The organism is Streptomyces sp. NPDC088252, assembly GCF_044740965.1.
GTDB lineage: Bacteria > Actinomycetota > Actinomycetes > Streptomycetales > Streptomycetaceae > Streptomyces.
On record NZ_JBIURS010000021.1, the window covers coordinates 84,402 to 108,643 of the forward strand.

Genomic DNA, 24,242 nt, shown 5'->3' on the forward strand with positions numbered 1-24,242 from the left:
GGCGTTGTGCTCGGCTCCCGACCTCCGGGCCGCCGTCGAGGACGATGCCTTCCTTCGTCTCGGGTTCGGTGGTTCATGACACGGCCCGGGGCAGGGGCACCAGGGCCACCGCGACCTCGCCGGTTGACGGATCGCCGTGGTTGTAGAGGATGGCGGTGCCGTCCGGGGTGAACACCGGGTGCGGGTGTCGGGGGTGCTGGTCGGCCTCCGTACGGGCCAGGGGCGTGCGGGCGCCGGTGGCGACGTCGACGAGCACGACGTCGGAGACCTGTCCCGCGTTCTGCCAGCCCCGGCCCGGCGCGTCGAGGGGGCCGGACGTGTCGACCACGGCATGCCGTCCGTCGCGGCTGATGTCGCAGTGCCAGTCCCGTTCGCCCTCGCTGACGAGGCGGGCCGCCCGACCGTCCGGGTGAAGTGTGTACAGGCCGCGCGGACCCGCCTCGCTCTCTCCGTACGCGCACACCACGGCACCCAGGTCGTGGAACATCCAGCGTTCGTGGCCCACGGCGAGCGTTCCCCCGTTCGTCGCCTGGTCGAAGACGCAACGGCCCTCCGGTGCCCGTGTGGGGTGCCGGGCCCAGACCCGGTCCGGGATCTTCCGGGAGGGCCCTTCGTGGGCGAAGGTCAGCCAGGACTCGTCGTGCGGGCTGTGAGCCGGGTGGTTGGTGAACCACCCCTTGCCGAACAGCTCGTCGGCCTTTCCGGTCGACACGGAGATCTCCAGGCAGGTCACCGGTGCGTCCCGGTCCCCGGGTTGTTCCATCACCACCACCCGGTCTCCCGCCGCCGTGAGGGAACACAGGTTCTGCAGGGTGTGCCCGGGGGCGGCCTCATAGAGCCGCTCGGGGGCACCGGAGTCCAGGTCGAGAACATGGAGAGCACCGTTCCAGACCCAGGCCACCCGTTCGGCGGCCAGGGCCACATCCGGCCAGAGCAGCTGCTCCGGCCCCGTGGTGCTGGATTCCGGTTCGTACAGGGGGCGTGCGGCACGTTCCTCGTCGCGCCAGCGGACGCTGGTGAGCCCGAGGGCGCCGGTGGCCGGTGAGTACCGGGTCAGCACCAGTCGTTCGCCGTCGGCGTGGAATCCGTTGGTGTGAGGGTAGGGCAGGTGCGCACCGGCGAGCAGAAGAGTCATCGCACGAGCCTCACGGACCGGAACAGGGCGGGGTTCTTGGGCGAGGCGCCCACTCCGGCACCCCATTCGAGGTAGCCGTCACGCGCGTCGGTGGCGGTGCCCGCGTCGGCGTCGTTGACGAGGAGCGACAGTCCGAACGTCCCGGTGGGCGGCCGGTCGAATCCGAGCGAGGTCCAGGGGACGGCGAGCCGGTAGGTGGTGGTCCGGGCCTTCTCGTCGCGCACGACGGAGACGTCCGCGCCCGGCGTGGGCCCGGCCTGCTGCCCCGCCGGAGCGGCCCAGGTGTAGGCGACGGGGCCGCTCGGCAGCAGCGCTGCACCGACCTCCACCCGGTTGCCGTCGGGCGTGCCGGGGAAGCCCGAGTAGAGGTCGTACTGGATGGAGTCGACCTGCCAGGCCGCCGAAGGATCCGTCCGGTCCGCGTTGTGCACGTCGTCCTTGATGACTGCGTCCAGGATCAGGGCCTGATCCGTGTGGGTGTAGCGGATGGTCCCGGAGAGATCGTCGGGGCCGGTCCTGGTGCCGCCCCGCAGACTCGCCCAGTTTCCCAGGGAGTTCAGGTCCATCGGTTCGAGGGTGGTGTCACCCGCGGGTTCGACGGGGCTGAGGCTGAGCGAGCCGGAGTCCGCGGCATCGCCGGTCGTGACGGAGTAGGCGTAGGGCACGAACTGTGCGGCTTCGGCGGGGAGTTCGACGGTCCTCTCGGACGACTGCCCGGCCGGGACCGGGCCCGGATCCGCGATGGTGCCCATCCATGGCCCGACTCGCCAGCCCACCGGCGAGGGTGCCAGCGCCCGTTCCGGGTCGTTGTTGGTGATCCTCACGGTGAGGCCTCCACCGGTCCTCCTGATGTCGGGCCGCCCGGTCACGGTGTACGGCTCGACCACCTTCGTCGTGGTGCGCAGCAGGGTCCGGCGGCCGAAGGAGGCGCTGACACCGCGTACGCCGGTGGTCGCGGTGGCGGGCACCTTCAGCGTGAGAGAGGTCTTCGCACCCGGCTTGGTCCTGAGCATGCCGTGCAGGCCGTCGACCGTGACCGGCAGCCGACGGGGCAGTGCGGCCGCCTTGGTGCGGTCCGCGGTGACGGTGACCTTCAGGTCGGCGCCGGTGACCGACTGCTCGGCCGTACTCAGCGAGAGCGGCGAGTTCGTGACCGCCACGCCGGCGACCGGCCCTTCGAGGAAGACGGGGCTGCCGTCGAGGCCGAGCGTGACGCGCCCGGCCGTCGGGACGAGTGTGCTCCGCTTGCCGAACTGATCGGTCAGCGTCAGGGGCTTGTCGGTGCGGACCGAGACCGTCCGGGGCGAAGTGGCCCACAGGGAACGGGTGGTGGTGCCGTACGGGTAGACGTGGACGGCCGGGTCGCCCGCGCTCTCCCGGGCGCCGAGCTGCTTGCCCGCGGTCTGGCGGATGAGGACGGCGTTGGTGACGGCGGCGGGCTTGGGGGCCAGTCCTTGGACGCCGCCCCCGGCGCGGCGGAACAGGCCGAAGCGGTGTTCTCGTTCACCGGGGTTGTCGCCGTCGTCGAGGATGTCGTACCAGAAGTACTTGTCGGCACCGGCCGCGCGGGCCAGCGTCTGGGCGCGGATCAGGTAGGCGGCCTGCTGGGTCTCGCTCCAACCGCCGGTGTTCGTGGGCCAGCCGTTCTCGGTGACCCAGATCGGCATCTTCTTGCGCGCCTCGACCTTCTTCACCAGCTGTGCGAACTCCCCGAGTGCCTTGATCTCCTCCGGTGGCGTGCCGGGCGCGTCGCCTGCGCTGCTGTAGTAGTTGACGCTGAAGGTGTCGAGGTGGTCCAGGCCGCCGCGGGCGATGAAGTCGTCGTGCCAGGCGAGCTGGGTGCCTGCCGAGGTGGGGCCCACCACGTTGGCGTCCGGCATGGCCTGCTTCACCGCTTTGGCCATGTCGATATAGCATTTGGCGGTGATTCCGCAGGCCCCGTCGTTGAATCCGGTCCCGTTGAACTCGTTGTAGACGGAGAAGTCCTTGGTGTACGGGGCGTAGGCAGCGGCCGCTGCCGCGCCGAACCTGGCGAAGGCCGCCAGCCCCTCGGGGGAGCTCGGTGTCTTGCCGCCGTCGTAGAGCGGGTTGCGGTATCCGAGGATCGGCATGGTCCTGATGCCGCGCTTCGCCGCGTTCTTCAGCCCCGCGTCGAGGGGGTAGGCGCCGAAGTCGTAGACGCCCTTCTGCTTCTCCACCGCCCAGTTGGCGTCGGATCTGACCTCGCTCCAGCCCACGGTGGCGGCGGAATCGAGCAGTGTGTCCTCCCACCCCGGCTGCCAGCCGTAGTGCATGGCCACGGCGTAGTAGGGATCCTTGGCGGGCGCCGGGGTGACGACGCCGAACGAGGTGGTCCGCGTCACCGGGGCGCCGGAGTCGGCGGTGGCGGTGAGCGTGTAGTAGCCGGGGCCGAGATCCTTGATGTCGAGGGCGGCCTTGCCCGACGCGACCTGCGCCGTGCCGGACTTCAGAGGTACGCCGTTCGCGTCGCCGATGGTCCAGCCGACCCGGTCGGCCGCGGAGGCGAAGGTGATCGGGCCCTGGTCCGCGCCCTGGGCGAAGAGCAGACGGCGCGAGGTGATGTCGAGCAGCGGGGCGTCGGTGAACTCGACGGATATCCGGCTGAAGCAGACCGGGGGCATGTTCTCGGCCGTCGCCTGCACATCGAGCCGGAAGTCGGCCCCGTTGGCGCGGTTGGCGAACCGGATGTCGCCGAGTTCGAACTGGTGGCTCTGCCAGGTTCCGGTGCCCTTCATCGACAGACCGGACGTGCCGGTGAAGGCATTCGACTGCGAGTCGTACTGGAGGTTCATGCCGACCGCGGCCGCGTCGAAGTAATCGACCGTGACGACGGCCCGTTTCGCCCCGGCCGGGACGGCACCGGCCGCCACGTCGACGTACAGGTACCGGTTGTACGGATCACCCGTCATCGTCCAGCAGCTTCGCCCCGCTTGTTCGCGGACCGCGTGGGCGGGGTCCTTGTCACGGTCGCCGGGCCAGGCCCGTTCGATGCCTTCGTACGCGGGCTGCGCGCCGAGTACGGCCGTGGCACGGGCGGCCTGCGCATGCGCAAGTGCGGCGGCGGGTGCCTGCAACGGGGTTGCCGCCAGGGCCGCGACGGCGAGCGTCGTGAGCGTGCGGCGCAGCCGGGTGAGCCTTCTTCTCGGTGGTGCTCCGGACATCGCGAGATCCCTTCTCGTGGAGCTGTCGGGCTGCTGGGCCGTTCATGGCGTCGGCGTCACCGCTGCGCCCGATCGAGGGCCGGGCCGATCCTCCGGTCCGCCTTCTCCAGTTCGGCGGCCGGGTCGGCGCTCTCCCGGGTCAGGACCGCTTGCACGGCGCTGTCCAGTGCTGCGTACAACTCCTGGGCGGCAACGGGCGGTTCGACGACGTACTCGGTCGTGCCGAGGCTGCTCATGTAGGGCGCGAAGTTCTTCAGCGGCACGTTGGAGTGCTTGCGTTCGGCCGCGGCGGCCGGGCCGGAGATCTTCGCGTCGTAGAAGGGCAGGCCGGGGACTCCGGCGGGGTTCTTGTCGGCGGCGATCTGCTCGGTGCGCTGTGCGGCGAGCGCGGGATCGTACTTGGTCCTCAGATAGAAGAAGTTGATCCACTTCGCCGCGGCGCTGCGCTGCGCCTCGTCCGCCTTCGGCGAGACGACGGCGACACCGCCGCCGAGAAGAGTGGCGTGCTCGCCCCCCGAAGGGAGCGGGGCCTGTCCGTAGGCGTCGGGGCTGCCGTGAAACTTGGAGACATAGGCGCCGTACGTGCTGGGCGAACCCAGCAGCATGGCGACCTTCCCACTGGCGAAGTCGCTGGTCAGGTCGTCGGTGCCACGCAGGTGCTGCTTGCCCATCGACCCGTCGGCCCATCGCATGGCCTTCAGCAGGCCGAGGGCCTTGCCGGTCGGGCCCTCCCGGAAGGCCGTGATCTGTTTGCCGTCCGCCTTCTTCTCCATCCGGCCGCCGTAGGAGTACGTCATGGTGGTCAGCATCCAGCCGCCGGTGTTGTCGGTGGTGTGCATGCCGAAGCCGGCGACACCGGTCCGGTCCGTGATCGTCTTGGCCGCGGTGCGCAACTCGTCCCAGGTGGTGGGCGGCTTGTCGGGGTCGAGGCCCGCCCTGGTGAACAACTCGCGGTTGTAGACCAGACCGACGGAGTACACCTCGGTGGGGATGCCGTACATCTTCCCGTCGGAGCCGGTGGCCGGGGCGAGCAGCCGCTTGTCGAACTCCGCTCCGTGCGGCAGCTCCTTGATCTCCTTGCTGAGATCGGCGACCTGATGCCGTTCGATCATCTCCGGCGGGTAGGTCAGCGGTACCCGGAAGACAGTCTCCAGCTGGCCGGAGGCAAGACGTGCGGGAAACGTCTTGGCGTCCCACAGCGCGTCGGTCGGCTTGATCCTGATGTCCGGGTTGACCTTCTCGAAGGCCTTGACCTGCGCGAGGAAGTCCTTCCGGCCGGCCGGCAGAGTGGTCGGCGGCATGCCCGCGACGGTGATCTCCGTCCTGCCGTCCGTGCTCTTCCCACTCTCGCCCCCGCTCCCGCAGGCGGCGAGGGAGACAACCATGAGCGCAGCCGCCCCGAGGGCGGCGAATCCCGGCCGTCGGCTCCTCGTCCGCCTGTTGAGTGATCTGTGCGTGGGTTCGGTCATCACGGCTCCCATGGATGCGGATCGGGCTGAGCAGAAGCTAGCAATAGCGCGTTAACGCGTAAAGGTGTTGCGGCGAACTTGCTTGAAGTGCTGCCGAAGTTCGTGCAGTTAACACACCAGGAGTGCCATGGTTCGTTCCCGTCCACCACTTGGATCCCAAGCCCGTGGGGCATCTTCTGCTCAGCGGCGAACCGGAGTTACCCTTAGCGCGTTAACGTGTCAGGGAATGAGTCGGTGAACGATGGGGGCAGCATGATCGAGGCCGAGCGCGACGGCACCGACCAGGAACCGCTCTACCGGATGGTGAAGCGGGATCTTGTCGCGGACATCGACCGGGGTGCGTACGAGCCCGATCAGCCCTTCATCAGTCAGCGCGAGGTCTGCGAGAGGTTCGGCGTCAGCTCCACCACCGCGGTGCGGGCCCTCAACGAACTCGTCACCGAGGGGTACTTGGTCCGACGGCGGGGACGCGGGACGTTCGTGGCGGAGCGGAGCTCGCCACCGGCCGCTACCGGAGCCGGGGCGCGCGAACGCTCGGTCGCCTGTGTGATGCATGGGCACGGCCCGCACCAGTCGGCCGTCGTCGACGGCGTCGAGTCGGCGTGCGGCGAGGAGGGTCTGCGGATGTTCCTGTCGAACTCCAAGGGCTCGAAACAGGCGGAGGAACACGCCCTGCGTCTGGCCCTGCAGACGGGAGCCGGTGGTGTTGTGCTCTATCCCGTCGACAGTGACTCGGACTCACCGGCACTGGCCGAGCTCGCACGGCACGGCGTCCCTGTCGTCATGATCGACCGCTACCACCCCGAATCACCGAGCGATGCCGTCGTCTTCGACAACTACGCGGTGGGATTCCAGCTCACCGAGCACCTCATCGAGCGCGGCCATCGTCGGATCGCCACGCTCTGGGACGAGACCGACGTCACCAGCGTGACGGAGCGGCTCACCGGGCATGTCCAGGCGCTGCGGAAGCACGGCATCCCGGTCTCACCGGAGCTCACCGCCCTGACGACCTATCACAAGCTGTCAAATGACCGTCGGCTCGGAGTGCTCTCGGCCTTCCTCGACCGCCCGGAGCCGCCCACCGTCCTGCTCTGTGCCAACGGCCACACCCTGGCGCACGCCGCCCGTGACCTGTCCGTCCTCGGCCTCGAGGTGCCCGGTCGGATCGAACTCGCAGGCATGGATGACGCCGGCCCCTTCGACTTGCTTCCGCTGACGGTCGCCGCCGCCCACCTGCCCTCCAAGGAGATGGGGCGGCGGGCCACGGAGATGCTCGCGCAGCGCATCCGGAACCCGGACGGTCCGCACGAGGTACGACACATCCTGCTGCCCGTCGAGATCCGGACGCGTGAGTCCGCGCAGGCGTATCTCCGGGTGGTCGGAGCCGAACCGGCGTGAGGAGCGAGTGGCTCAGGAGCCGGGCCGGCCGAGGTCGGGCGGGACCGGCCGCCGCAACCCGATCTGGCCGCCTCACTCCCCCCGGTCGCCGACCACCGGAAGCTCCAGCACACCGGTGTCCTCGGGGGCGCTGACCACCGTGACCGGCTTGATGCCGCGGTTGCCCGAGTAGGCGCTGTCGCTGGCCGCGATCACGAATTCGAGCCGGTGCCCCGCCTCGTACCGGTGGACGATGCCTGGCAACTGCACGGTGAACGAGCGGGTGACGTCCGGCACGCGCACCGGGGAGACGAGCCGGTTCACCAGCGTCCTGGAGCCGTCCGGCGCCACGTCGTACACCTTTGCGAACAGGACGAGCTTGTCGGCGGCGTCCCCGCTGTTCTGTACGCGCTCCGTCTTCGGCGAGACGACCTTCAGCGTGGCCTTCGGTGCACCGACGACATCCACGGCGGCGGTCAACGGGGCGCTGCTCCAGCCCAGGTAGGTGCCCTTGATGTCGTACGGCTCGGGGTCGGGCAGTCCGATGATTCCGGCGAGCGAACTCTCCGAGTGACTGGTCGGCACGAGCCAGTTGGCGTACCGGCGGCTGCCCCGGGTGACCTCGGACCGGTTGCCGACGAGCTTGCCGTCGCCGGAGAGGTACATCTTCCGGCTCGGGGCCGGTACGCCGGCGGCGGTGCCGTAACCGCTCCTCCAGTCCCGGTAGTAGGCGAACTCGGGCCCGGTGTCCGTGTTCTTCCTGTGCTGGAGGTAGCGGTCGAACCAGGCGAGGACGCGCCGTCCGACGTAGCTGGTCTCCAGGTTGCCCTTGCCCAGGTCGAGTTCACCGGGGGCCTGCCCGCCGCTGTGTCCCCAGGCCTGCCAGATCATCTTGGTCGTGGTGCCCTGCGCCTTGAGGGTCCGGTACGTGGCGGTGGCCTCGTTCAGGTTGAACAGGCTGTCGGCCTGGCCCTGGACGAGCAGGGTGGGCGCCTTGACCCTGCCGAGGTGGTCGACGGGCGATACGCCGCGCGCGTAGTCGAGCATCTCCGCGGTCCTGTCCGCGGGGTAGCGGCCGGAGTTGAGCAGCCGGATGGTGTCGCAGGCCTGCGCCGCGAAGTGCAGGCAGGAGAGACTGCCGAACCGGGACGGGTCCAGGCTCGCTTCGAGGATCGTCTGCCCCTCCCCCATCAGATAGAAGCCGTTGGTCCACTGCCACTTGAAGACACCGGCGGTGTCGGACGAAACCCCCTCGCGGGTACCGGTGTTGTTGGGCGCGAGCGCGTAGGCGAGGTCGTTCCAGGTGATCAGCGGCACGAGGGCGTCGACGCGGTGGTCGACGGCCGCGGTCGCCATCTGGATGGCACCGCCATACGAACCGCCGATCATGCCGACCCTGGGGTCGCCCGTGCCGTCCTCGGTGACGTAGTCGGCCTTGGTGCCGTCGTCGGCGGCGCGTGTTCCGGCGAGGAAGTCGATGAGTCCGGCGGCGGCCTTCCCGTCGATGGCCGGGTCGTCGAGCGTGATGAGACAGCCGGACCTGCCGAAGCCGAGGCCGGAGTAGACGAGGCCGACGTAGCCGCGGGAGGCGAAGGCCTTGCCGATGGCGTCGGTCGAACCGTCGGACTTGCTGCCGCCGAAGCCGTTGGTGGCGAGCACGGCGGGGGCGGGGTGCTGGGCGTCGACCCCGGCGGGACGGTACAGATCGGCGTCCACGGTGCAGGACCGGCCGCCCGCCCGAAGGGTGAACTTCAGCGGGGAGACGGTGTACGGGGGGGTCTCGTCGGCGCTCGCGTGCGCCGCACCGGCGAGGAACAGCGGTGCGGCGAGCGCGGCTCCGACCGCGTACGCGATCGACTTCCGGGACAGCGTCCGGTGCCCGGACCGGGAGCGGGAAACAGCACGTGACACGAAGGCCTCCACACCGAGAGCTTCTTACCGGCCAGTAAGCACTGGATCGCGCTCATGCTGTGACGCGTGTCAGAGCGATGTCAACGATCGGGACCCTGTTTTCTGAAGGATGCTCAACTTCTTCGCGATTTCCCGCCGTTCAGGCAAGGGCGGGTACCTCGACGGTGAGCGTGGCGGGGCCGCCGTCGGCCGGCGCGTCCAGCACGGCGGGCACCCCGAGCGGAATCGTCAGCGCGGTCGGCCCGTGCCCGAAGCCCAGCTCCTCGACGACGGGTACACCCAGTGGGCCGAGCCGGTCGACGAGAACCGCCCGCACCTCCTCGTACGGACCGCAGCCCGCCCAGGAACCGCAGGCCACCCCGGACACCCCGTCGAGCGCCCCCGACCGCAGCAGTTGGGTGAGGATGCGGTCGATGGTGTACGGGTCCTCCGTGGTGTCCTCGATCAACAGCAGCCCGCCGTCGGCCGACGTCCGGGCGTGCGGGGTGCCGATGTCGGCGGCGAGCAGGCTCACGCAGCCGCCGTAGGTGATGCCACGGGCCCTGCCGGGTACCAGCACCCTCGCCGAGGGAAGGCCGAGAGTACGCACCGAATCGGGCTCGAACAGGGTGGCCCGCAGGGACTCCTGGGTGTCCGGGTCCTTGAGGAAGGTCTCGGTCCCTGCCATCGGCCCGTGCAGGGTGGCGAGGCCCATGCGCCGGGCGAACGCCTCGTGGAGCACGGTGATGTCGCTGTAGCCGATGAACACCTTGGGCCCGGCCGCGCGCATCGCCGCCCAGTCCAGCAGGTCGACCATGCGCTGCACGCCGTATCCGCCGCGGGCGCAGATCACCGCGTCGACGGACGGATCGCACCAGGCCTCCTGGAGATCCCGGGCCCGTGCCTCGTCCGTGCCGGCGAGATAGTCCAACTCCGGGTACACGTCGCGCGCGTGGGGTGCCTCGACGGGGACGAGGCCCCAGCCGCGCAGTACGTCCAGGCCCGCGTCGAGACGGTCGGCGGGCACCGGTCCGCTCGGGGACACGACGGCGATCCCGGCACCCGGACGCAGCCGGGCGGGGCGGGTCAAGGGGGCGAGGGTCACTTCTTCAGCTCCAGCCGCGGTACGTCGGGACGGTCGATGCCGAAGGTCTGGCCGTACAGCGAGAGTTCCGCCTCCAGGGCGCGGATCATGGTGTCGGCGCGCCGGAACCCGTGCCCCTCCCCCTCGAAGGTGAGATACGCGTGCGGGATGCCGCGCCCCGCGACCCGCTCCAGGAACCGCTCGCACTGGACGGGCGGGCAGATCGGGTCGTCCAGCCCCTGGAGCAGGATGAAGGGGGTGGTCAGCCGGTCGGTGCGGCTGACCGGCGACCGTTCGCGGTAGCGGGCCGGGACTTCGGCGAGCGGGCCGACCAGGGATTCCAGGTACTGCGACTCGAAGTCATGGGTCTCGTCGGTGCCCCAGCCGGTCAGGTCGAGGATGGGGTAGATGATCGTGCCGCAGGCATAGACATCGGTGCCGGTCAGCGAGGCCGCGGTGGTCCAGCCGCCGGCACTGCCGCCGCGGATGGCGAGACGTCGCCGGTCGGCCGTGCCCTCGGCGGCCAGCGCCTCGGCGACGGCCGCGCAGTCCTCGACGTCGACGACGCCCCACTGTTCGCGCAGCCGGTTGCGGTAGGCCCTGCCGTAGCCCGTGGAGCCGCCGTAGTCGACCTCGGCGACACCGATGCCGCGCGAGGTGAAGTAGGCGATCTCCAGGTCGAGTACGAGCGCGGCATGGCCGGTGGGACCGCCGTGCGCCCAGACCACATAGGGCGGCAGTTCACCTTCAAGGCCGGTCCGGCCGGGGTTCCGGGGCGGGTAGATGTGCGCGTGGATCTCCCGTCCATCGGGCCCGGTGAAGGTGCGGTCCTCGGGCTGCGGGTAGTACGCGGGGTCGACGGCGTCCTCGTGCGGTGTGCCGATGATCCGGGTGCGGCCGGTCGCGGTGTCCAGTTCGACGACCTCGTAGGCGCTGTACGGGCCTGCGGCGATACCGATGACGCGGCTGCCGTGCACGGCGAGCGACTCGGCCCATTCGGTCCAGGGCCCGGCGACGTCGACGAGTTCGCCGGTCTCCGGATCGAGGATGCCGAGCGTGGTGGTGCCCCGGCCGTGGACGGTGGCGATCAGACCGTTCTCCAGGGGCCGGAACCAGCTGAGGCCGATCTTCCAGAGCGGTCCGGCGAACTCCTGTTCCCGGGGGCAGAGCGCCACCGCGCCCCGGTGCGGGTCGGCGCGGTACAGGTTCCACCAGCCGCTGCGGTCACTGGCGAAGAGCAGCTGTCCGTCGGCACCCCACTCGATCTGCGGCACCGATTCCTCGGGGCCGCCGCCGAAACTCCAGGCGTGCTGGAACGTACCGTCCTCGGCGACGTCCGCGAGCATCACCTCGGTGCCGTCCCACGGCATGCGCGGGTGGTCCCAGGCGATCCAGGCCGCCCGCCGTCCGTCGGGCGAGAGCTTCGGTCCGGTGACGAACCGGTGGCTGTCGTCGGAGAGTTCATGTACCGCCGAACGGTCGTCGGCCGCGGAGCCGTCCAGGGGCACGGCGGCGAGCACCCGGCGCAGTTCGGTGGGTGCCTCGCCGGTGAACTCCTCCAGGACGCACCAGACCTCGCCCCGGTCGAGGTGGAGCTGCGGGTCGACCCAGCGCAGCCCGCCGCCGACGGGTGAGACCGGGGTCAGTGGCCGGGGTTCGCCGGATCCGTCGGGGGCGTAGGCGTACAGCCGCTGGTCGGCGAAGTCGACGAAGACGATCAGCGGGCCCCCCTCGGCGCGTTCGGCCCCGGCCCAGGGCTGTCCGCCGTACTCGATGACGCGGCTCCGTACGTTCCATGGAGCGGGCAGCGCGGCGGCAGTGGTCCCGTCCGCCCGGCGGCGGATCAGGGCGCGGCGGCCCGCCTCGGCAGGGCGCGGCTCCGTCCACCACACCTCGTCGCCGACCACGCCGACATACTCCGGGCGACCGTCGTGCGACGCCGCGAGCCGTGCGTCGATCGGTGACGGCCATGTTCCGTAGGCCCCTGTGGACACCATGATGAATTCCCCCCGTAGCGGGTCAGGCCGTGCGCAGATAGTGATCGAGGACGCGGACGCCGAAGTGCAGTGCTTCGACGGGGACGCGTTCGTCGACGCCGTGGAACAGCGCCTGGTAGTCGAAGCCGACGGGCAGCTTCAGCGGCGAGAAGCCGTAGCCGGCGATGCCGAGCCGGGAGAACTGCTTGGCGTCCGTGCCGCCCGACATGCAGTACGGCACGACATGGCCGTCCGGGTCGAAGCGCTCGATCGCGGCACGCAGCTTCGCGAAGGTCGGCGAGTCGACCGGCGCCTCCAGCGGGACCTCGCGGTGGTGGAACTCCCAGTCGACATCGGGTCCGGTCAGCCGGTCCAGAGTGGCGTGGAACTCGTCCTCGCCGCCGGGCACCATCCGGCCGTCGATGTACGCGGTGGCGTGGCCCGGGATCACGTTGACCTTGTACCCGGCCTCCAGCATGGTCGGGTTGGAGCTGTTGCGGACGGTCGGCTCGACCAGGGCGGCGGCCGGGCCGAGCTTGCCGAGCAGTTCGTCGACGTCGAAACCGGGGGCGTCGAGGTCGGGGTGGATGCCGTGCAGCGCGGCGATCTCGGTGAGCGCGGCGCGGACCGTCGGGGTGAGCCTGACCGGCCATGCGTGCTGGCCGATCCGGGCGACGGCCGAGGCGAGTGTGCTGACCGCGTTGGCCTTGTTGACCTTGGAGCCGTGCCCCGCCTTGCCGTGTGCGGTGAGCTTCAGCCAGGCGGTGCCGCGCTCGCCCGCGGCGATCGGGTAGAGCGGCATGGAGGGTGCGGCGTGGAAGGTGAAGGCACCGGACTCGCTGATGCCTTCCGTGCACCCTTCGAAGAGTCCGGCGTGCTGATCGGCGAGGAAGCCGGAGCCGTCCTCGGCGCTGGCCTCCTCGTCGGCGGTGTACGCGATCACGATGTCGCGACGGGGCCGGACACCGGCCCGCGCCCAGGCCCGGACGACGGCCAGGACCATCGCGTCCATGTTCTTCATGTCGATGGCGCCGCGGCCCCAGACGACACCGTCGCGCACCTCTCCGGAGAAGGGGTGCACGGTCCAGTCGTCGGCCTCGGCCGGGACGACGTCGAGATGGCCGTGCACGAGCAGGGCGTCGGCGGACGGATCGGTGCCCGCGATCCGGGCCACCACGTTGGTGCGTCCCGGGGTGCGCTCCAGGAGGGTGGGTTCGAGTCCGGCGTCGGCCAGCCGCTCGGCGACGTACTCGGCGGCCGGGCGTTCTCGGCAGTCGCCGCCGCCGCGGTTGGTGGTGTCGATCCGGATCAGCTCGGAGGTGAACGTCACCGATTCGTCGAGCGCCCTTTCGTCGACGCCCTGTCGGGGGTCGGTCGCCTCAGCCATACTGTTCCTCCACGGCGGACGACACGATGGTCGTCACGGCCTTGAACGTGCGGATAGCTTCGTACATCGTCCCGCTGGTGTAGGCGACGCGCCGTTCACCTCCGGGTGTCACGCCGGGGACGACGGTGGCCGCGCCGGCCAGGTGCTCGGCGTCGAACTCCAGCTCGACGGTGAAGGGGCCGCCCTCCACCGGGGTGTGGCGTACCGCCAGCGCGGTCGCTTCCTTGGCCGCCGCGCGGATGTCGGCGGCGGTACGGGCCGGGGTGCGGCACACCGCGGCGTAGCGCGACACATAGTCCTTCACGGCGACCTTGCGGGCCTCCGGGGCGTACCCCTGCGCGTCCGCACAGGTCAGGTCGTCGCCCGTGACGAGGACGACGGGAACGCCGTACTCGGCCACGACATGCGCGTTGAGCAGCCCCTCGCTCGCCCGGACGCCGTTGAGCCAGACCCCGGTGAGGGAGTTCGCGAGATAGGTGTGGGCGAGCACCCCCTCCGCGCCGGCGCCCGTGTGGTAGCCCACGAAGGCGATGGCGTCGACGTCGCCGTGCTGGACGCCTTCCACCATGGAGAGGGACTTGTGCCTGCCGGTGAGCATCTGGACCCGGTCGTCGAGCCGCTCCAGCAGAAGGTTACGCATGGACCAGTGGGCCTCGTTGACGAGCACCTCGTCGGCGCCGCCGTCGTAGAAGCCGAGCGCCGCCGCGTTCACGTCGGAGGTGAACATGGCGCGGCATCGCTCCCACTGCGGGGTGCCCGGCAGCACATCGGCCGGCCAGGTCACGCCGGTGGCGCCTTCCATGTCCGCGCTGATCAGGATCTTCATGCGGGGTCACGCTACGCGCCGAAGAACCTCCAGGCCAGAGCCACAGAGACGTTCAATGGTCCAGTCCTCCGAAGAGAGCGCGACCCACACCCCCATCAGGAGCATTCCGGACAGGTGACGTCCGACCGCCGGCCGGGCCGTTCCTCGTCGCCTTGACAGCCTTCCCGCGCCCAGACCATGATTCCATTAATTGACTAATGGAATTGAGGCGAAGTGCATGGCAGACGCATTCACTCCGGACGGCGCGTCCGGCGCATGGGCCCTGGAGGCCCACGGCCTGGGTAAGCGCTACCGGCGCGGCTGGGCGCTGCAGGACATCTCGTTCCGGCTGCCGGCCGGTCGGATCTGCGGTCTCGTCGGCCCCAACGGAGCCGGGAAGAGCACCCTGCTGAGGATCGCGACCCGTCAGGTGCAGCCCACGGGAGGCGATCTCAGGGTCTTCGGCGTGCCCGTGGACGACCCCGAGGTGATGCCCAAGTTCGCGTTCCTCGGGCAGGACAAGCCGCTGTTCAAGCGCTTCACGGTGGCCGAGACGCTGCGCATGGGCGCCGAGCTCAACCCCGGCTGGGACATGGCCGCGGCGGAGCGGATCGTGCGGTCGGGCCAGGTGCCGATGGACGCCCGCGTGGGCACTCTCTCCGGTGGGCAGCGCACCCGCGTCGCGTTCGCGCTGGCCTTCGGCAAGCGGCCCGACCTGCTGCTGCTCGACGAGCCGATGTCCGACCTCGACCCGCTCGCCCGCCACGACATGAGCACCCTGCTGATGTCGGAGGCCGTCGAGCGCGGCACCACGGTGGTGATGTCCTCCCACATGCTCACCGAGCTGGAGGACATGTGCGACTACTTGCTCGTCCTCGCCAACGGCAGGATCCGGATGGCGGGCGACGCGGACGCGCTCGTCCCGGCCCACGCGCTCGTGACCGGGCTCGCCACGGACGGGGACCCGGCCGCCGTGCTGGCCCCGCACACCGTGATCGAGTGCCGCGTCCAGGGCCGGCAGTTCCACGCGCTGGTACGGACGAACGGCCCCCTGTCGGGTGACTGGGTGGTCTCCGAACCCAGCCTGGAGGAGGTGCTGCTGGCGCATCTCCGTTCACCGGACGCGCCCTCGTTGTTCACACCCGGTGCCCGTACCGAGGCCGAAGGGAGCCACACCTCATGAGCACCACCCTGACCGACGCCCCCCGGACCGAGCGCTCCCCGGGGCCCCGCATGCTGCGCGGGCTGAGCTGGCTCGTGGTGCGCCAGCACCGGGCCGCGCTGCTCAGCCTGCTCACCGTGGCGGTCCTCGGCTCGATCTGGATCGTCTACGAGCGCAGCCGCATGAAGGACCTCCTGGACGCCGCGGGCTGGCCGGGGAAGGAACTGGCGCAGCCGACGTTCGACTCGGGCAGTGTGGGTCTCGTCATCACCGTGCTGGGCGGGCTGCCTATGATCCTCGCCGTCTTCGTCGGCGCCCCGCTGATCGCGGGAGATCAGGAGCAGGGCACCGCTCAGCTGGTCACCACCCAGTCGGTGTCACGCCGCCGCTGGGTGGCGACGAAGTTCGCCTGGGTCTACGCGGCGGTGCTCGTGACCGCTGCGGTGCTCTCGGCGCTGTTCACCTGGTGGTGGAAGCCCTACCGTTCGGTGTTCCCCAGCGAGTGGTGGGAGGGATCGGTCTTCGACAGCACCGGCCCGATGCTCCCCGCGTTCTGTCTCTTCATGACCGCCGCCGGCATCACCATCGGTGTGCTGGTCCGCCGCGTCCTCGCCTCCATGGCGATCACGTTCGTCTTCGCCGCGGCGGTCGGGGTCTTCTGGGACGAGATGCTCGTCCACCTCGCCCCGACCCGCACGATCGTCTACCCGCTCGACGCGGACATGCCCTCGCGGGTGACCGGGTCGTTCGAGGTGGACCGCTGGATCGGCTCCGCCGACGGCCATCTCTACGGCTGGGGCCTGTGCGCCAAGACGACCGAGAAGGCCTCCGACGCGTGCGTCAAGGAGCACGGCATCGTCAACAATGTGTACGAGTACCTCGGTTTCGACCAGATGCCGGCCATGCAGTGGACCGGGGCGGCCATCCTGCTCGCGGGTACCGCCGTACTCACCGCGTTCGTCCTGTGGCGGGTGTCCCGTCGCCCCCTCTAGGACCCGCCGCCGCAGGTACGTAGGGTTTCGGCAGTCGAACGGGAGGTGAAGGCAGTGGTCGTGTTCCGTATCGACCGGCGCAGCGGAGTGGCGACATACCTCCAGATCGTGCGGCAGGTCGAACAGGCGCTGCGCATGGGTGCCCTGGAGGAGGGTGATCGGCTGCCCACGGCCGCTCAGGTAGCGGCCGAGACCAAGGTCAACCCGAACACCACCCTCAAGGCGTACCGCGAGCTGGAGCGCTCGGGCCTCGCCGAGGTCCGGCAGGGAGCGGGCACCTTCATCACCCGCTCCCTCGTCCCGCCCCAGGCGGGCGCCGACTCCCCCTTGCGCACATCGCTCGCCGAGTGGCTGGACCAGGCACGGGCGCAGGGGCTCAGCGGCCCGGAGGTCGACGCCCTGTTCCGGTCGGTCCACTCGGCCGTCTATCCGCCCGAGGCGGACGCCGGCTGAGGCACGGCGCCGTACGCCTCGTCGACGAAGAGTGGCCGGTCCCCCGGTGGGGGCCGGTCACCGTCATGCCGGTGCGGGGTAGTCGCCCGTGGCGCCGTCGGTGCGCTGGCGCAGCAGGTCCGCGTGGCCGTTGTGGCGGGCGTACTCCTGGATCATCACCAGGTACACCCAGCGCAGGCCGACGGTCCGGCCGCGGCCGGCGTACACGAAGGTCTCGTCGAGGCCGCGCCCCGCCACGGCGGCCTCGCACGCCTCGATCTCGGCGCGGAAGGCGGCGAAGTCGCGCTCGGCGTGCGCGGCGTCGACGCCTTCGATGCCCTCGTCGCCGTCGCCCGGACCGGTGAAGACATCACCGATCCGCTCGCCCGCGAAGCTCCGGCGGAACCACCAGCGTTCGATCTCCGCCATGTGCCGCACCAGGCCGAGGAGGGTGAGGCCGGAGGGCTCGGCCGCGGTACGGGCGAGCTGTGCCGGAGTCAGCCCGGCGCACTTGGTGAGCAGCGTCTCGCGGTGCCACCGGAGCCAGCCTTCCAGCATGACCCGCTCGTCCGCGGTGCTCGGGACGTTCAGCTGGTCCCCGTCGACCGTCGTACGTGCGATGCGAGGTGCCGTCCATGTCATGGCGGCCATCCTCGCACCACCCGGGGCCCACCGCTCAGGTCAGTTCCCGCAGGAGCGGCTCCGGGTCCGCGAGCAGGAACAGGTGCCCGCCGTCGGGGACGGTGCGCAGCTCGGCGCCGGGGATCTGCGCGTGCGCCCAGCACGCCACTTCGACGGGGACGTTGCCGTCCGCCTCGCCGTGGAGGAAGAGGGTAGGTACGGAGACCGAGCCCAGCGGGTCCGGCAGCGGGCACGAGTAGCCGGCGAGGTCGGTGACGGCCGCGTCCACGCCCTGGCGCTGGCCCTCGGCGGTGTCCACCTCGGACAGGGCCCGGAAAGCGGGGGTGCTCATGATCAGCCGGTCGGAGCGGGGCCAGGCGTCGAGGTTCGGCTCGCGCCTCGTCCTCTTGAAGATCCCCTTCCCGGCGAGCATCGGCCGGGCGATCGCCGGGGCCCAGACGACGATCCGGTTCATCCACTTGACCAGCGGGATCCGGCGCGCGTAGGCCTCGCGGGGCGCTCCGGGGACGGCGGCACACGCGAGGATGAGTCGTGTGACCCGCCCTGGGTGCTTCTGGGCCGCCGAGAGCGCGTACCCGCCGCCGCCCGAGATCGCCACGACCGTGGCCCGCTCGCGGCCGAGGTGGTCGAGCAGGGCCACGAAGTCGTCGTTCCAGCGGTGGAAGCCACGACCGGGTACGGGATCGGTCTCGCCGTAGCCCGGACGGTCCGGGAAGACCAGATGCAGGCCCGCGTCCGTCGCCGCCTGCCGCAGCGCGAGGCCCTCGTAGCGGCTGCCGGGGGTGCCGTGGAGCACGATCACGGGCGGGGCGGCGGGGTCGCCGTACGAGCAGTACGCGATGCGACGCCCGCTCGGGGCCGTCAGGCGGTGCGTCTTCGGCAGTTCCGTCTCCGGCGTCTTCGGCAGGTCCCGGGGGGAGGGGGTCATCTCTGCTCCTCGTGGGATACGGGGGTGGCGGCAGCGGCGGCGATCCCGCCGATGACGAAGTCGAGGCCGAAACCGAACCGGCGGTCGTAGTCGTGGTGGTCCGCGAACACCGATGCGGCCCGTCGTTCCGGCGGGAGATGGTGCAGTTCCAGATCGCCGCGGCCGAGGCGGATCGCCACATGGCCGGTGACGAAGTCGTGCAGGGTGCCGTACGCGTATGCGGCGGCCTCCTCGTCGAGCCCTGCGCTGCGCAGCGCCGCCACGACCCGGTACGCGACATCGTCCGCGCCGGGTCCTACGAGTGAGGCGCGGCGGTGCGCCTCCAGGATGACCGGGTGTCGCATGAGCAGGTCGTGCAGCGTGTCCGCGAACAGCCGGACGACCTCGCGCCACTCGTCCGGCCAGTCCACGGAGCGGGTCACCCCGCCGACGATCCGGGACACCAACGCGTGCCGGAGCGCGTCGATGCCGCCCGTCGTGCGGTGGATCGCCATCGGTGACACGTCCAGCCGCTCGGCCAGCGCCCGCAAGCTCACCGCATCGAGCCCCTGGTCGTCGGCCAGTTCCGTCGCCGCGTCCAGGATCGCGTCGAGCGTCACCGCCCGGGGACGGCCGTTCCTCGGAGTGCTTGTCTTCTCGACCACCATGCCCGCACCATATCGATACGCGTAACGAAACAGCAATGGGAGCGCTCATGACGGAGTTGCACGACCTCACCGCTCTTCAACTGGCCGCCGCCTACCGGCGCGGTGAGACGAGCCCGACCGAGGTGGTGGACCACCTGCTGGCCCGGATCGGGCACGGCGACCGGGTGGGGGCGTTCACCACCGTGTCGGCCGACCCGGCCCGCACCGCGGCGGCCGAAGCCGAACGCGTCCTGCGCTCGGCGGACCGCACCGAACTGCCGCGCCTGTTCGGCGTACCCACCGCGATCAAGGACCTGGAGGCCACCGCGGGGGTGCGCACCACACTGGGCTCCGCGCTGTTGCGCGACTGGATTCCCGGGCACAACGACGAGATCGTCGACGTCATGGCCGATGCCGGGCTGATCAGCCTCGGCAAGACCACCGTTCCCGAGTTCGGGGCAGCCTGCTACACCGAGCCCGAGGTCTCCGCCCCGGCGCGCAGCCCCTTCGACCTGAACCGCAGCGCGGCCGGCAGCAGTGGTGGCGCGGCCGCGGCGGTCGGCGCACTGCTGGTGCCGATCGCGCAGGGCAGCGACACCGCCGGCTCGGTGCGCTCCCCCGCGAGCGCCTGCGGGGTGGTCGGGCTCAAACCCAGCCGCGGGCTCGTCACCGCGGGCCCGGCCGGCCATGACGCGATGGGGCTCTCCGTACGGGGCCCGCTGGCCCGCACCGTCCGCGACACCGCCGCGTTCCTGGACGCACTGACCACCCGTACCGGGGCCGGCACGGTGCATCCGCCCCGCGCCGTCAGCTACGAGCGCGCCTGCGAGGCGCCGCTCCCCCGGCTCCGGGTGGCGCTCGCACAGGGCTCGGTCTCGGGAGGACCCGTGGACACCGAGGTCGCCGCCGCCGCCGAACTCACCGCGCGTGCGCTGGCCGGTCTCGGCCATGACGTCTTCACCCGGGACCAGGCGGCGGACCCCGAGTTCACCGAGAACTTCCAGACGATGTTCACCGCGCTGGTCGGGTCCAGGGCCGTGGCGTTCGACGGGACGGCGTTGCGCCCGATCGTTCGCCATCTCCTTTACCGGTCACAGGAGTTGACCTCGGGCGAGCTGACCGCCTCGATCGGTGTCGTCCAGGCCAGGGCGCGGGCCTGGGTGCTCGGCCACGCGGACGCCGACATCGTGATCACCCCGACCGTGACGACCCCGCCGACGCTCATCGGTGAGCTGCGCGACGACACGGACCCGGCGGCCGAACTGGCCGCGATGACCGCCTTCACCGGCAACACCGTCCTCGGGAACGCCACCGGGTTCCCCGTCATCAGCCTTCCGTTGGGCTGGAGTTCCGAGGGCCTGCCGCTCGGGGTCTCCCTCACGGCCGGCTGGGGCCGCGAGGACCTGTTGTTCGGAGTATCGGCGGCCCTGGAGGAGGCCATGCCGTGGGCCCACCGCTACACCGACCGGGCCAAGGCACGAACAGCCGCTCGGGAACAGAGGACGGGAAGCGGGAACTTCCCGACCCCTTCGCACGTTGCGGACGACGACCTGATCGATTGATGTGTGACACGGCGGCGGCCGCCGTCGTCGGGAGAAGTGAGCAACCCATGGCCATGGTGGGCCTGTTCTGGATCGCCGAGGGCGACGTGTACGTGGGCGCGAAGCCGTCCGGTCTGGCTCCCGGGGTGCGTCTGACCCCCGAGGGCGTGGTGGCCCTCGGCGACGGACAGTCCGGCCTCCACCTGTGGGAGGACGTGAACGCCCTGACGGTGGCGAACGTCCCCGTGAAGTCCCTGATGCGGCAGGTCGGCGTGGTCAAGGACGTGGCCCTGGGAACGGTGCGGGAGATGGCCCTGCCCATGGGCCACGGCCTGGTGGGCAAGGCACCGGCGATGATGACGGTGCGCGTGGAATCGTCCAACGGCGACCAGGGGCTGGCGGCCTACGTCGCCGCCGCTGCCGGCTACCCCCGGACCGAGGTCGACCTCTCCCACGCCCTCCTGGCCCGCCTCACGGAGGGCGCCGCGACGATGGAGACGACGCTGGCGGCGATGTCGGAGTGGGGCCGCGCGTGGGAGGGAGGGTCGCCCCGGAGTGCGGAGCGGGAGGGGCTGTTGCGGGGGTGGGTGGGCTAGACAGTTTCTTCGAACTGTCGAACGACGCCAGTTCGAAGAAACGTCCTGGGCTCAGCGGCTGTCCATGCCCTTGAGGATCTCCTCGATCCGGGTCAGTTCCTCGTCACCGAACTCCAGATTGCGTACCGCCTCGACACTGTTCTCCAACTGGGGGACGCTGCTCGCCCCGATCACGGCGGAGGTGACCCGGCCGCCCCGCAGCACCCACGCCAGGGCCATCTGCGCAAGGGACTGCCCGCGTGCGGAAGCCACCTCGTCCAGCGCCCGCAGCCGGTCCACCAGCTCCGGAGTGACCGAATCGGGCGTCAGGAAGGGGCTGTTGCCCGCCGCGCGGGAGCCTTCCGGGATGCCGCGCAGATAGCGGTCGGAGAGGATGCCCTGCTCCAGCGGCGAGTAGGCGATCGAGCCGGTGCCCAGCTCGTCCAGCGTCGTGAGCAGACCGTCCTCGACCCACCGGTCCAGCATCGAATAGCGCGGCTGGTGGATCAGGAGCGGGGTGCCCAGCTCCTGGAGGATCCGGGCTGCCTGTCGGGTCTGCTCCGGCGAGTAGTTGGAGACGCCGACGTAGAGCGCCTTGCCCTGCCGTACCGCCGAGTCGAGTGCGCCCATCGTCTCTTCGAGCGGGGTGTCCGGGTCGAAGCGGTGGGAGTAGAAGATGTCGACGTGGTCGAGCCCGAGCCGGGTGAGGCTCCGGTCCAGCGAGGAGAGCAGGCTCTTCCTGGACCCCCACTCCCCGTACGGGCCGTCCCACATCCGATGGCCCGCCTTCGTCGAGATGACGAGCTCGTCCCGGAGCCTGGCGAAGTCCGTTCCCAGCGCGCGTCCCATCGCGGTCTCGGCGGCACCGGGCGGCGGCCCGTAGTTGTTGGCGAGATCGAAGTGGGTGATGCCGAGATCGAAGGCCCGGCGCAGGATCCGGCCCTGGTTCTCCGGCGTCCGGTCGCCGCCGAAGTTGTGCCACAGACCGAGGGAGACCGCGGGAAGCAGCAGACCGCTGCGTCCGGTGCGCCGGTAGGGCATGGAGTGGTAGCGGTCGGCGGACGGCAGGTACATGCAGGCTCCACGGAAGAGGGGCGGTTGCGGTGGGCAGGGGTCCAGGTTCACCGACAACGATCCAGCAGTCCAACAGGAGATTCCGCTGGGATTCATCGATTAAATTTCTCAATCATGGAATTGCGTCAGCTGGAACACTTCGTCGCCGTCGCCGAGGAGCAGCACTTCACCCGTGCCGCCGAACGCCTCGCCGTGTCGCAGTCCGGCCTCTCCGCCTCTGTCCGGGCCCTGGAGCAGGAGCTGAGGACCCCGCTCTTCAGCCGCACCACGCGCAGCGTGCGGCTGACCGAGGCGGGGCGCGCGCTCCTGGTCGAGGCCGAGCGCACACTGGCGGGCGCGCGGGCGGCCAAGGACGCCGTCGACGCGGTACGCGGACTGCTGCGCGGCACCTTGTCGGTGGGCGTCGAGCAGTGTGTGCCGGGGGTGCATCTTCCGCGTCTGCTGGCGGCGTTCCACCGCAGGCATCCGCTGATGGAGATCCGGCTCCGTCAGGAGGGCACCACGAGTCTGGTGGACGGGGTGGCCGGCGGACGACTCGACGCCGCCTTCGCCGCGACCGTCAGCTCCGTCGAGTGGCGCGGTGAACTCCACCCGCTGGCACGCGAGTCCATGGTCGTGCTCTGCGCCCCCGGCCACCGGTTCACGGGGGCGGACCGCGTCGCGTGGGACGAACTGACCGGTGAGTCCTTCATCGACTTCCATCCGGACTGGGGGCCGCGGCGAGCGGCGGACGGGGCGTTCGCCGAGGCACGGGTGCGGCGCACGGTGGGTCTGGAGGTCAACGACGTGCACAGTTTGCTGGAGCTGGTCCACGAGGGACTGGGGATCGCTCTGGTGCCCCATCACTTCTCCCGCAAGCCCGAGGCGCGGGGGCTGACGGCGGTCGGGCTCGAAGGGCCTCGGCAACCTTGCTACGAGAGTGCCGTGGTGCTCCCGGCGGCCCGGGCCATGAGCCCGGGTGCACGGGAGTTGATGGCGCTGCTGCAAAGCGGCGAGGGGGTGTGACGGCGGTTCGCCCGGCCCTCAGCCGACGGCGGTCGTCGCGGCCAGGACGAACCAGCGCGCGGGCAGGTCGAGACGGGTTCCGTCGGGCAGGTACGCGGTCTGGGCCAGGGCGGTGTCACCGTCGGCCAGCGTGGTCAGTCCGGCCGCCCGCAGCAGCCGGGGCACCTCCTCCTCGGTGGCACTCGCCGGATTCAGCCCGTGGTCCAGCACCCGCCGCAGCTTCTCCGGCGGACCGTCCGGGCCCTGCGCCATCCGCTGGAGCACCGCCTTGGAGTCCGGGGTCAGCTCGGCGACGAACGCCCGGCCCCGCTCCCCCAGCAGCGTCGTGACCGCGGCGGCGACGGCGGGCCTGGCCTCGGCATCGCTCTGGTGGATCACCGCACGCATGTAGACGTTCGCGTCACCGATCCGCTCGTGCAGGGCCGCCACGGCCTCGGCGTCGACCAGGTCGAGCTGGGCGAACTCGGCCACCCCCTCGGTGTCCGCGCGGCGTGCGTGCGCGATCGCCGCGTGCGAGAGGTCGACCCCTGTCCCGCGCGCGAAACGGGTGGCGAGATAGCGGGTCTGGGTGCCGTTTCCGCAGCCGAGGTCGACGACGGGCAGCGAGGTGTCGGCGTACGGCAGGAGCAGTGCGCTGTCGGGGACTGAGCTGAGGGCCGGGTCGGCGTCCCAGATCGCCTCGCCCGGCGTGTCCGAGGTGGCGGACCAGTAGCCCTCCCACGCATCGCGGTACCGCTCCGACACGCCCATGGGCACTCCCGAGTCCGTTGGTTCCGAGGGATGTTGCTCCGGTCCGGACTACCCTCCCGGGGCCGTGGTGGCAAGACCACGCACACCATCCGCCCCTGGAACGGCATCCTTCACCAGATGTGCGGCCTCCGATGTCCCGGCCGCGCACGGACCGGCCCGGCTGCGGTGCCGGTCCGGCCGGCTCGGTCCGCGGCCGGCCGGCTGTTCCCC

At 70.8% G+C, this 24,242-nt stretch carries 20 protein-coding genes; 7 read left to right on the top strand and 13 right to left on the bottom strand.

The features are described 5' to 3' along the window. Window positions 1-73: 73 nt before the first annotated feature. Genes ACIOHC_RS32810 through ACIOHC_RS32820 form a run of 3 tightly spaced genes read right to left on the bottom strand, consistent with a single transcriptional unit; the run spans window position 74 to window position 5,786 of the window. A complete protein-coding gene (locus tag ACIOHC_RS32810) occupies window positions 74-1,135 on the bottom strand; it encodes an oligogalacturonate lyase family protein (protein ID WP_365693338.1) in 1,062 nt (353 codons plus the stop codon). Then, a complete protein-coding gene (locus ACIOHC_RS32815; RefSeq protein ID WP_401845155.1) occupies window positions 1,132-4,317 on the bottom strand; it encodes a hypothetical protein in 3,186 nt (1,061 codons plus the stop codon). Before ACIOHC_RS32815 ends, ACIOHC_RS32810 begins: the two co-directional genes overlap by 4 nt. A gap of 56 nt (window positions 4,318-4,373) precedes the next feature. Further along, entirely contained in the window at window positions 4,374-5,786 is a 1,413-nt protein-coding gene (locus ACIOHC_RS32820) for an ABC transporter substrate-binding protein (protein WP_401845157.1), read from the bottom strand. A gap of 234 nt (window positions 5,787-6,020) precedes the next feature. Here ACIOHC_RS32820 and ACIOHC_RS32825 point away from each other — a divergent pair, with 234 nt between their 5' ends. Beyond that, a complete protein-coding gene (locus ACIOHC_RS32825) occupies window positions 6,021-7,184 on the top strand; it encodes a GntR family transcriptional regulator (protein ID WP_351080628.1) in 1,164 nt (387 codons plus the stop codon). A 72-nt stretch (window positions 7,185-7,256) separates the two neighbouring features. Here the strand turns inward: ACIOHC_RS32825 and ACIOHC_RS32830 are convergent, their stop codons facing one another. The 5 genes from ACIOHC_RS32830 to ACIOHC_RS32850 all read right to left on the bottom strand — a co-directional run bounded on the left by ACIOHC_RS32830 (window position 7,257) and on the right by ACIOHC_RS32850 (window position 14,326). Then, window positions 7,257-9,032: a CocE/NonD family hydrolase gene (locus tag ACIOHC_RS32830; RefSeq protein WP_365693374.1), complete on the bottom strand. Its 1,776-nt coding sequence runs from the start codon at window positions 9,030-9,032 to the stop codon at window positions 7,257-7,259. A gap of 181 nt (window positions 9,033-9,213) precedes the next feature. After that, window positions 9,214-10,158 carry an LD-carboxypeptidase gene (locus ACIOHC_RS32835; protein ID WP_401845158.1) on the bottom strand — a complete coding sequence of 315 codons (945 nt, stop codon included), beginning with the start codon at window positions 10,156-10,158 and terminating at the stop codon, window positions 9,214-9,216. Beyond that, window positions 10,155-12,134, bottom strand: coding sequence for a prolyl oligopeptidase family serine peptidase (locus ACIOHC_RS32840; RefSeq protein ID WP_365693341.1), 1,980 nt, complete (start codon window positions 12,132-12,134; stop codon window positions 10,155-10,157). Before ACIOHC_RS32840 ends, ACIOHC_RS32835 begins: the two co-directional genes overlap by 4 nt. Window positions 12,135-12,156: 22 nt before the next feature. Continuing rightward, complete coding sequence (locus tag ACIOHC_RS32845) at window positions 12,157-13,500, bottom strand: M20/M25/M40 family metallo-hydrolase (RefSeq protein ID WP_351080623.1); 1,344 nt, start codon at window positions 13,498-13,500, stop codon at window positions 12,157-12,159. Further along, a complete protein-coding gene (locus ACIOHC_RS32850) occupies window positions 13,493-14,326 on the bottom strand; it encodes a M55 family metallopeptidase (RefSeq protein WP_351080621.1) in 834 nt (277 codons plus the stop codon). Before ACIOHC_RS32850 ends, ACIOHC_RS32845 begins: the two co-directional genes overlap by 8 nt. 217 nt (window positions 14,327-14,543) lie before the next feature. Between ACIOHC_RS32850 and ACIOHC_RS32855 the strand changes: the two genes are divergently transcribed. Genes ACIOHC_RS32855 through ACIOHC_RS32865 form a run of 3 tightly spaced genes read left to right on the top strand, consistent with a single transcriptional unit; the run spans window position 14,544 to window position 16,912 of the window. Further along, complete coding sequence (locus ACIOHC_RS32855) at window positions 14,544-15,488, top strand: ABC transporter ATP-binding protein (protein ID WP_351080619.1); 945 nt, start codon at window positions 14,544-14,546, stop codon at window positions 15,486-15,488. Next, a complete protein-coding gene (locus ACIOHC_RS32860; protein ID WP_351080617.1) occupies window positions 15,485-16,459 on the top strand; it encodes an ABC transporter permease subunit in 975 nt (324 codons plus the stop codon). The genes ACIOHC_RS32855 and ACIOHC_RS32860 overlap by 4 nt, the downstream gene beginning before the upstream one ends. A 45-nt stretch (window positions 16,460-16,504) precedes the next feature. Then, a complete protein-coding gene (locus ACIOHC_RS32865) occupies window positions 16,505-16,912 on the top strand; it encodes a GntR family transcriptional regulator (RefSeq protein ID WP_351080615.1) in 408 nt (135 codons plus the stop codon). 63 nt (window positions 16,913-16,975) lie between these two features. Here the strand turns inward: ACIOHC_RS32865 and ACIOHC_RS32870 are convergent, their stop codons facing one another. From ACIOHC_RS32870 to ACIOHC_RS32880, 3 genes are read right to left on the bottom strand one after another with little or no spacing between them, the layout of a single operon-like run. Next, on the bottom strand, window positions 16,976-17,533 hold the full coding sequence (locus ACIOHC_RS32870; RefSeq protein ID WP_351080613.1) for a DinB family protein: 558 nt from the start codon (window positions 17,531-17,533) through the stop codon (window positions 16,976-16,978). 34 nt (window positions 17,534-17,567) lie between these two features. Further along, window positions 17,568-18,461 (bottom strand): alpha/beta fold hydrolase, encoded by an 894-nt coding sequence (locus tag ACIOHC_RS32875; protein ID WP_389637589.1) that lies wholly within the window; start codon window positions 18,459-18,461, stop codon window positions 17,568-17,570. Further along, window positions 18,458-19,108 carry a TetR/AcrR family transcriptional regulator gene (locus ACIOHC_RS32880; RefSeq protein WP_389637590.1) on the bottom strand — a complete coding sequence of 217 codons (651 nt, stop codon included), beginning with the start codon at window positions 19,106-19,108 and terminating at the stop codon, window positions 18,458-18,460. The genes ACIOHC_RS32875 and ACIOHC_RS32880 overlap by 4 nt, the downstream gene beginning before the upstream one ends. A gap of 47 nt (window positions 19,109-19,155) precedes the next feature. On the opposite strand from ACIOHC_RS32880, the gene ACIOHC_RS32885 reads away from it, so the two are divergent. Together ACIOHC_RS32885 and ACIOHC_RS32890 are read left to right on the top strand one after the other, a co-directional pair. Beyond that, the gene (locus tag ACIOHC_RS32885) at window positions 19,156-20,649 is read left to right on the top strand and encodes an amidase (protein WP_401845162.1); all 1,494 of its coding nucleotides are present in this window, start codon (window positions 19,156-19,158) and stop codon (window positions 20,647-20,649) included. Between the two features lie 47 nt (window positions 20,650-20,696). Further along, a complete protein-coding gene (locus tag ACIOHC_RS32890; RefSeq protein WP_365693349.1) occupies window positions 20,697-21,224 on the top strand; it encodes a hypothetical protein in 528 nt (175 codons plus the stop codon). A gap of 51 nt (window positions 21,225-21,275) precedes the next feature. Here the strand turns inward: ACIOHC_RS32890 and ACIOHC_RS32895 are convergent, their stop codons facing one another. Next, on the bottom strand, window positions 21,276-22,277 hold the full coding sequence (locus ACIOHC_RS32895) for an aldo/keto reductase (RefSeq protein ID WP_365693351.1): 1,002 nt from the start codon (window positions 22,275-22,277) through the stop codon (window positions 21,276-21,278). Window positions 22,278-22,391: 114 nt separating this feature from the next. Between ACIOHC_RS32895 and ACIOHC_RS32900 the strand changes: the two genes are divergently transcribed. Next, the gene (locus ACIOHC_RS32900) at window positions 22,392-23,282 is read left to right on the top strand and encodes a LysR family transcriptional regulator (RefSeq protein WP_351080601.1); all 891 of its coding nucleotides are present in this window, start codon (window positions 22,392-22,394) and stop codon (window positions 23,280-23,282) included. Between the two features lie 18 nt (window positions 23,283-23,300). Here the strand turns inward: ACIOHC_RS32900 and ACIOHC_RS32905 are convergent, their stop codons facing one another. Beyond that, entirely contained in the window at window positions 23,301-24,032 is a 732-nt protein-coding gene (locus ACIOHC_RS32905; RefSeq protein ID WP_351080599.1) for a class I SAM-dependent methyltransferase, read from the bottom strand. Window positions 24,033-24,242: the final 210 nt, after the last annotated feature.

Coding starts and splice junctions, on each gene's coding strand:
- ACIOHC_RS32810 (WP_365693338.1), bottom strand. CDS start 1,135: ATGACTCTTCTGCTCGCCGGTGCGCACCTGCCCTACCCTCACACCAAC.
- ACIOHC_RS32815 (WP_401845155.1), bottom strand. CDS start 4,317: ATGTCCGGAGCACCACCGAGAAGAAGGCTCACCCGGCTGCGCCGCACG.
- ACIOHC_RS32820 (WP_401845157.1), bottom strand. CDS start 5,786: ATGACCGAACCCACGCACAGATCACTCAACAGGCGGACGAGGAGCCGA.
- ACIOHC_RS32840 (WP_365693341.1), bottom strand. CDS start 12,134: ATGGTGTCCACAGGGGCCTACGGAACATGGCCGTCACCGATCGACGCA.
- ACIOHC_RS32845 (WP_351080623.1), bottom strand. CDS start 13,500: ATGGCTGAGGCGACCGACCCCCGACAGGGCGTCGACGAAAGGGCGCTC.
- ACIOHC_RS32850 (WP_351080621.1), bottom strand. CDS start 14,326: ATGAAGATCCTGATCAGCGCGGACATGGAAGGCGCCACCGGCGTGACC.
- ACIOHC_RS32855 (WP_351080619.1), top strand. CDS start 14,544: ATGGCAGACGCATTCACTCCGGACGGCGCGTCCGGCGCATGGGCCCTG.
- ACIOHC_RS32860 (WP_351080617.1), top strand. CDS start 15,485: ATGAGCACCACCCTGACCGACGCCCCCCGGACCGAGCGCTCCCCGGGG.
- ACIOHC_RS32870 (WP_351080613.1), bottom strand. CDS start 17,533: ATGACATGGACGGCACCTCGCATCGCACGTACGACGGTCGACGGGGAC.
- ACIOHC_RS32875 (WP_389637589.1), bottom strand. CDS start 18,461: ATGACCCCCTCCCCCCGGGACCTGCCGAAGACGCCGGAGACGGAACTG.
- ACIOHC_RS32880 (WP_389637590.1), bottom strand. CDS start 19,108: ATGGTGGTCGAGAAGACAAGCACTCCGAGGAACGGCCGTCCCCGGGCG.
- ACIOHC_RS32885 (WP_401845162.1), top strand. CDS start 19,156: ATGACGGAGTTGCACGACCTCACCGCTCTTCAACTGGCCGCCGCCTAC.
- ACIOHC_RS32890 (WP_365693349.1), top strand. CDS start 20,697: ATGGCCATGGTGGGCCTGTTCTGGATCGCCGAGGGCGACGTGTACGTG.
- ACIOHC_RS32895 (WP_365693351.1), bottom strand. CDS start 22,277: ATGTACCTGCCGTCCGCCGACCGCTACCACTCCATGCCCTACCGGCGC.
- ACIOHC_RS32900 (WP_351080601.1), top strand. CDS start 22,392: ATGGAATTGCGTCAGCTGGAACACTTCGTCGCCGTCGCCGAGGAGCAG.
- ACIOHC_RS32905 (WP_351080599.1), bottom strand. CDS start 24,032: ATGGGCGTGTCGGAGCGGTACCGCGATGCGTGGGAGGGCTACTGGTCC.